Origin of the sequence: Intestinirhabdus alba, from assembly GCF_009711095.1 — a bacterium.
GTDB lineage: Bacteria > Pseudomonadota > Gammaproteobacteria > Enterobacterales > Enterobacteriaceae > Intestinirhabdus > Intestinirhabdus alba.
In genome coordinates this window covers 1-6270 of sequence record NZ_WMJZ01000067.1, presented here as the reverse complement: position 1 = coordinate 6270, position 6270 = coordinate 1, and the positions used below count along the sequence as shown (strand labels likewise).

7 protein-coding genes and 1 tRNA gene are annotated in these 6270 nt (G+C 55.7%); 3 read left to right on the top strand and 5 right to left on the bottom strand.

Translation table 11 applies throughout. The features are described 5' to 3' along the window. Window positions 1-68 precede the first annotated feature (68 nt). On the bottom strand, window positions 69-1076 hold the full coding sequence (gene yejK, locus GJV78_RS22000) for a nucleoid-associated protein YejK (protein WP_155110222.1): 1008 nt from the start codon (window positions 1074-1076) through the stop codon (window positions 69-71). A gap of 301 nt (window positions 1077-1377) precedes the next feature. On the opposite strand from yejK, the gene GJV78_RS21995 reads away from it, so the two are divergent. From GJV78_RS21995 to GJV78_RS21985, 3 genes are all read left to right on the top strand, one after another. Then, window positions 1378-1605, top strand: a complete 228-nt coding sequence (locus tag GJV78_RS21995) for a YejL family protein (RefSeq protein ID WP_155110221.1) — start codon at window positions 1378-1380, stop codon at window positions 1603-1605. Between the two features lie 39 nt (window positions 1606-1644). Next, window positions 1645-3405 (top strand): LPS biosynthesis-modulating metalloenzyme YejM, encoded by a 1761-nt coding sequence (gene yejM / locus GJV78_RS21990; RefSeq protein WP_155110220.1) that lies wholly within the window; start codon window positions 1645-1647, stop codon window positions 3403-3405. A gap of 73 nt (window positions 3406-3478) precedes the next feature. Beyond that, window positions 3479-3555, top strand: a tRNA-Pro gene (locus GJV78_RS21985). Between the two features lie 397 nt (window positions 3556-3952). Here GJV78_RS21985 and GJV78_RS21980 read toward each other — a convergent pair. The 4 genes from GJV78_RS21980 to GJV78_RS23965 form a co-directional block, all read right to left on the bottom strand. Continuing rightward, window positions 3953-4231 (bottom strand): PAAR domain-containing protein, encoded by a 279-nt coding sequence (locus tag GJV78_RS21980; protein ID WP_155110219.1) that lies wholly within the window; start codon window positions 4229-4231, stop codon window positions 3953-3955. 194 nt (window positions 4232-4425) lie between these two features. Further along, window positions 4426-4569 (bottom strand): hypothetical protein, encoded by a 144-nt coding sequence (locus GJV78_RS21975; protein ID WP_155110218.1) that lies wholly within the window; start codon window positions 4567-4569, stop codon window positions 4426-4428. 10 nt (window positions 4570-4579) lie between these two features. Then, the gene (locus tag GJV78_RS21970; RefSeq protein ID WP_155110217.1) at window positions 4580-5716 is read right to left on the bottom strand and encodes a hypothetical protein; all 1137 of its coding nucleotides are present in this window, start codon (window positions 5714-5716) and stop codon (window positions 4580-4582) included. A gap of 300 nt (window positions 5717-6016) precedes the next feature. Further along, window positions 6017-6139 (bottom strand): hypothetical protein, encoded by a 123-nt coding sequence (locus GJV78_RS23965; protein WP_269140514.1) that lies wholly within the window; start codon window positions 6137-6139, stop codon window positions 6017-6019. Window positions 6140-6270: the final 131 nt, after the last annotated feature.

Genomic DNA, 6270 nt, shown 5'->3' with positions numbered 1-6270 from the left:
GGTGCTGGTTTATTAGCGCTGAGTTTGTGGGGATCCCTCAGTGCTCACGCGGGGTTTTTTTATGGCCTTTAGCTGCCGCCGGACGTCCGCCGCTGTAGCTGATCGCGCAGGTTCGGCGGGGTGCCTTTAATGGTCAGCGTATCGGTGGCCGGATCCCAGAAAATGCGCTCACCCAGCAGCATCGCGTCAAAGTTAATGGTCAGCCCGCCGCCGCTGCCGGCATATTTAGTCAGCTGGCGCAGGGTGCTGCGATCCGCCGGAAAGCTCTCCTCCAGCTCGTAGCCTTTTTCGGCGGTAAATTCGCTGAAGCTCACTTCGCTGACGCCGGAAAGCTCTTTCGACAGCGCGTTAAGCTCAATCTCCTCCCCGGCCTGCAGCTGTTCACTACAGTAGCTGTAAACCTGCTGACGCACGTTCTGCCGCCCGGCTTTATCCAGCTGCGCTTCGGCGGTGAAGTCGTCCACCGCCTGCAGCAGACCGCGGTTTTGCGCTTTGGCGTTCAGCCCTTCGCTGGCACCGAGGAAATCCATAAAGAAGTCGGCGACCTTGCGCCCTACCCGCCCCTTCAGGAAGGTGAGATAGCGCGTCGATTGCGGATTGGTTTCCCACTCGGTCAGGTCGATGCGGGCAACGATATCCGCGTGGTTGATATCAAGATAATGCGTCGGGTTAATATCCAGCTGTTCATTGACCCGCATACTGCTTAAATTGTTCAGCACCGCAACCAGCAGATACTCCACCGCCAGGTAGCGATAATGACAGAACAGCACGATGCCGCCATCGGCAAACGGATACTTCGCCAGCTCGTCGCGCAGGCGACCGGTTGCCGCCCGGCTAAAGGCCAGAAAATCCTCCTCGCCCTGACGCTGCAAGCGCAGCGCCTGCGCCAGCTCGCTCTCTTCACTGAACAGGCCGTACGCTTTATTCTTTGCGCTGTAGACCCGGTGCAGTTCTGCCATCATCTCGACAACGGTGTTTGTCGGTTCCAGTAATGAATCGCGCAGGACCAGCTCAAGGTTTTGCTCATCGCGCTTGATAAGCTGGTGCAGGGCAATCTGGTTGATATCCAGACTCATGATAAACTCTCCTTTATGACCGGGCGGTATTCAACCATCACCCGCGAAGCGAAGCAACTGAAGTCTGCTGCCGTTTTGCGGGCCGCCTTCCAGAACGCCTGGTCCGTTCTCTGCCCTGCGGACGTTTGCTCGCGTTCCCCGCCCTCCGGCGGCGTGGACGGCGGGCCAGCGCAGAGGACGCGCAAACGCGCTCGCGGCGTTTTTAGCCTGCAACTCGATTTTTTTAGGGTATAAAAATGCGGAAAAAAAACTGTCGCTACGGTAATATGTTGCCCTTTCATGTATAAACTGATGTCGATTTATGCCACAAAACTCCCGCTATAGTGACGAACACGTTGAACAACTCCTCACCGAGATGCTCAACGTACTGGAAAAACATAAGGCACCAACCGATCTTTCCCTGATGGTACTGGGAAATATGGTGACCAACCTTATTAATACCAGCATTGCCCCGGCCCAGCGCCAGGCGATTGCCAACTCTTTTACCCGCGCGCTGCACGCCTCGGTTAGCGAAGACAAAGCGCATTAACAGCCTGTAAACCAGGCGTTGGAAAACGAACGACAGGTTATGGTAACTCATCGTCAGCGCTACCGTGAAAAGGTCTCCCAGATGGTTAGCTGGGGGCACTGGTTTGCCCTGTTCAATATTCTGCTGGCCATCGTGCTCGGCAGCCGTTACCTGTTCGTCGCCGACTGGCCCACGACCCTCACCGGGCGCATCTACTCTTACCTGAGCATTATCGGGCACTTCAGCTTTCTGGTGTTTGCCTGTTACCTGCTGTTCCTCTTTCCGCTGACCTTTATCGTTATGTCCCAGCGGCTGATGCGCTTTTTATCCGCGATTCTGGCAACGGCGGGAATGACGCTGCTGCTGATCGACAGCGAAGTCTTTACCCGCTTCCATCTGCATCTTAACCCTATCGTCTGGGAGCTGGTTATCAACCCGGACCAGAACGAGATGGCGCGCGACTGGCAGCTGATGTTTATCAGCGTGCCGGTGATCCTGTTAATTGAAATGCTGTTTGCCACCTGGAGCTGGCAAAAGCTGCGCAGCCTGACGCGCCGCCGTCATTTCGCGAGGCCGCTTGCCGCCCTCTTCTTTACCGCATTTCTTGCCTCCCACCTGGTCTATATCTGGGCCGACGCCAATTTCTATCGGCCGATCACCATGCAGCGGGCCAACCTGCCGCTCTCCTATCCGATGACCGCGCGCCGCTTTCTGGAAAAGCATGGTCTGCTGGATGCGCAGGAGTACCAGCGTCGGCTGATCGAACAGGGCAATCCGGAGGCGGTTTCGGTGCAGTATCCGCTGAGCGAGCTACGCTATCGCGATATGGGCACCGGGCAGAACGTGCTGTTGATTACCGTCGACGGACTGAACTATTCGCGCTATGAAAAGCTCATGCCGCGCCTGGCCGGATTCGCCGAACAGAATATTGCCTTTACGCGCCATATGAGCTCCGGCAATATCACCGACAACGGCATTTTCGGCCTGTTTTACGGCGTTTCACCCAGCTACATGGACGGCATTCTCTCCAGCAGAACGCCGGCCGCGCTTATCTCGGCGCTCAATCAGCAGGGCTATCAGTTGGGGCTGTTCTCCTCTGACGGCTTCACCAGCCCGCTTTACCGTCAGGCGCTGCTGTCGGACTTCTCTATGCCAAGCGTCCAGACCCAGTCCGATGAGCAGACGGCCAGCCAGTGGATCAACTGGCTGGGCCGCTACGCCCAGGAGGATAACCGCTGGTTCTCCTGGATCGCCCTTAACGGCACTAACATCGCTGACGATAACCAGAGCACGTTTGTCAGACGATATGCCCGGGCCGCAGGCGAAGTTGATACCCAGATAGACCGGGTGCTGAACGCGCTGCGCCATGCCGGTAAGCTGGAGAATACGGTGGTGATTATCACCGCCGGGCGCGGCGTTGCGCTGGAGCCGGAGGAGCAGAACTTCAGCTGGTCACGCGGCCACCTGCAGGTGCCACTGGTGATTCACTGGCCGGGCACGCCGGCGCAGCGTATTAACGCCCTGACCGATCATACCGATATGATGACCACCCTGATGCAGCGGCTGCTGCACGTCAGCACGCCGGCCAGCGAGTATTCACAGGGGCAGGATCTGTTTAACGCCAGCCGTCGTCACTACTGGGTCACCGCAGCGGACGGCAACACGCTGGCCATCACCACTCCGCAAATGACGCTGGTATTAAACAGCAACGGTAAGTATCAGACCTACGATCTGCGCGGTGAAAAGATCAAGGATCAGAAGCCGCAGCTGAGCCTGCTGCTGCAGGTGCTGACCGATGAGAAACGTTTTATTGCTAACTGATTAATTATAAATCAGTTAGCAGGGCTTCCCCTTGCATTCGCGGCGGAAAGAGGTAGTATTAGCACCCAGCAGTCGGCACGTAGCGCAGCCTGGTAGCGCACCGTCATGGGGTGTCGGGGGTCGGAGGTTCAAATCCTCTCGTGCCGACCAATCAAATTTTTGAATAAGCTGTAGTCGTTCCTGCTTGTTCATAAACCCCACAAAAGCAGCGAGTTGCAAGACTCGCTGCTTTTTTATTGTTCATAGCCGCTCGCAATACCGCTTTCCTCTGTTATTCCAGGCAACCTTCCCCCATTCAATAGATGCTTTAGCGCTTAGCGCCTCGCCCACCAGGCGTTGTTGGCGCAGCCACTCTGGACACGGACAGCACACAGAAACCGGAGCGTACATCCGGTACGTGAGAATGATTCGCGATGCTCACCCTGCGTGCCGCCCTGAAGGGCGTTCAAAACGCGATGCGTTTTGTGCGAGCACTGCCCTGGTCCAACATGGCAAGTGAAATCGCCCTGACAGGCCAGGCGCTTCGTCATCCATAATTTTTCAGCGGTCAACTTTCGTAGGTATCGTTCAGCATGGAAGGAATAAACCGCGACTGGCAGGGACAGGTACTACGACTTTCCAGAGTTCCTGCCATTTTTCGTCCGTTAACCATATCGTTTACCATGCCCCCGGAGATGTAAAAAACGCCGGGGAATTTGCCGCAAGTTACTTTATCACCTTCACGCGCTGCCGCTTTACCCATGATTGTCTGAGTGACGTCTCCCTCAACTATCACGCCACCGCAGCTGGTTTTGTCGCCCACCACCAGATAATTTCCTCTGCTCATATGAATGCCTTTTTTTGTTGATAACACAACGCCGCGGCCCGCGGCGGGTCGGGGCTTCTCCGGCGCTGCTTTTTCCTCACGAAGAACTTCAGCCCCCTATATTTCCGCACGCATTTGCCGTCCGGGAATATGGACGCCAAAGTGTGCCAGAACGGTAAACAACAGGCTGCCCGCCGCGCCAACATGCAGCCCCGTCAGCTAACGAGTAGTCTTATGCTGCCGGGCAGCAGCCCGGCTTTTGCTGGATAACGCCAGATCATAAAGCAGGCCAGACCGATGATGACCGCAGCGGCGACATTATCAGCCTGAACCCGGTGTCCGGATTTTTCAACAGCCATGGAAAATACCTCAATGTATATTCTCCCGCCCTGAAAGGTAAGGTGTTATTACCGTACTCCACATCGCTGAGCCATTCTGCTCACCACTTATAATCAGTTGATTTTCTTGAGTCTTAACTGCCGTCTGCGCTGCGGCAGCAATAGCCAGCCAGGGCGCAACACGCCCAGCCTGTCCCAGGGAGGTATCAAGGTCATACTGCGCCCTGTTCATGTCCACCCCCTGAAGCGGCAGCAGGCCATTCAGGGCGGTAACCGCCCGTTGTTCAGTGACGGATAACCCGGTTCGCCATAAATGATGCACCTCTTCCGGCTGCACCGGCCCCCAGTCCATCGCCTGAGCGATGTTTTCCGCCAGGGTGTTTGCTGTGCCCTGCTCCGGGCGATGCATCAACGCACAGGGTGCAAGAACGTTCTGCGTCAGACGATTGCCCAGCAGTAACGTCGTCACGGCTTCAGCCGTGCCGTCCGGGTTCTCCGGGGCAATCTGTAACGCAACCACCAACAGCAGAGTGTTTTCGCGGATACGGTTGTCCAGCCAGTAATCAATCGCCGCCAGACCGTGGCCTTCGATATATTCCGGCTGTTGCCGGATGCCGCTCTTTTGCCAGGCATCGCGCCAGAGCTCTCGCACCCGCTGGCTGGATACAGAACTCTCCGCCTCGAACAGCAGGGCAACAGGCTGATTATCGGAATACCGACCGAGTGGGATAGCCAGCGCCGGAAGTAAATCAGCAAAAATCTGCGACAAAAACAGATCAGGAGAAATATCGGGAGGAATAATTCGGCTGTGACGAATATTACTTGCTCCCTGCCAGGAGATCTGCGCGCATATAGCGCTCTGATTTTGTATTAACGGCTCCGCCAGGGTGTAGCAAAACCCGTTATCCGGTCCGCTATGCGCAGTAATAAACGAGCCATAGAGTATCTGCAATGCCCGACGCCCCCGACGGACTTCCTTGAGAATCGCCTCCTCACGGCGTCTGTCCCACGCATTAGCATAGGCCTGCCCGAACAGATAAAACATCTCCCGACACGATGCCACGACCAGCCACAATAGCGCCGGAATACCGACAGAAAAGAACCAGAATTTGGCTGATTTGACCGGTAAACCTGAAAAACATGCCCAGAGTCCCCCCATGAGCAGCATTACGGCCAGACCTTTAAACCAGCGTGAACGAACCGGCGATGTTGGCCTCAGCGCGGGTTCTGGAATCAAATTAAGTTTTACTGGCATAATTTATATTCCTGATATATTGCCCTGAACATCAGGGAAGATGGCGTGACGCCGCCACCAGATGTGGATATACCGGCCCCAAAATAGCAGGCCGCAGCTTCAGACTCGCCTGTTTTAAATCAAGCGTTACTTCATTCAACCGCTGTGACTTTTTATAAAAGGAGCCGGAGAAAATAAATCAACAGATGAAACCGACTTGAGATTCTGACGCTCTTATTCCGGCGCGGTTCTGGACTCGATATCCAGCACTTCCGGCCAGCACACTTTTCTTCGGGGGCTTTCGTCGTCATGCTGGTTGGGGTAAAGCGGGTCCATCACCACCGGCTGGTGCTGCATATACCGGCACCAGTGGCTCCACAGCTGACGCGGGTGCTTTATATAAATACCGCCCGGTTCAGAATAAAACGTTTGCTAACTTCACAAACCGCTGCGGCGGCGTTCTTAACTCATCCGCAGAATCCGGCAGG

Excerpts from the sequence above, each read along its gene's own strand:
- yejK (WP_155110222.1), bottom strand. The coding sequence starts at position 1,076 with ATGAGTCTGGATATCAACCAGATTGCCCTGCACCAGCTTATCAAGCGC.
- GJV78_RS21995 (WP_155110221.1), top strand. The coding sequence starts at position 1,378 with ATGCCACAAAACTCCCGCTATAGTGACGAACACGTTGAACAACTCCTC.
- yejM (WP_155110220.1), top strand. The coding sequence starts at position 1,645 with ATGGTAACTCATCGTCAGCGCTACCGTGAAAAGGTCTCCCAGATGGTT.
- GJV78_RS21980 (WP_155110219.1), bottom strand. The coding sequence starts at position 4,231 with ATGAGCAGAGGAAATTATCTGGTGGTGGGCGACAAAACCAGCTGCGGT.
- GJV78_RS21975 (WP_155110218.1), bottom strand. The coding sequence starts at position 4,569 with ATGGCTGTTGAAAAATCCGGACACCGGGTTCAGGCTGATAATGTCGCC.
- GJV78_RS21970 (WP_155110217.1), bottom strand. The coding sequence starts at position 5,716 with ATGCTGCTCATGGGGGGACTCTGGGCATGTTTTTCAGGTTTACCGGTC.
- GJV78_RS23965 (WP_269140514.1), bottom strand. The coding sequence starts at position 6,139 with ATGCAGCACCAGCCGGTGGTGATGGACCCGCTTTACCCCAACCAGCAT.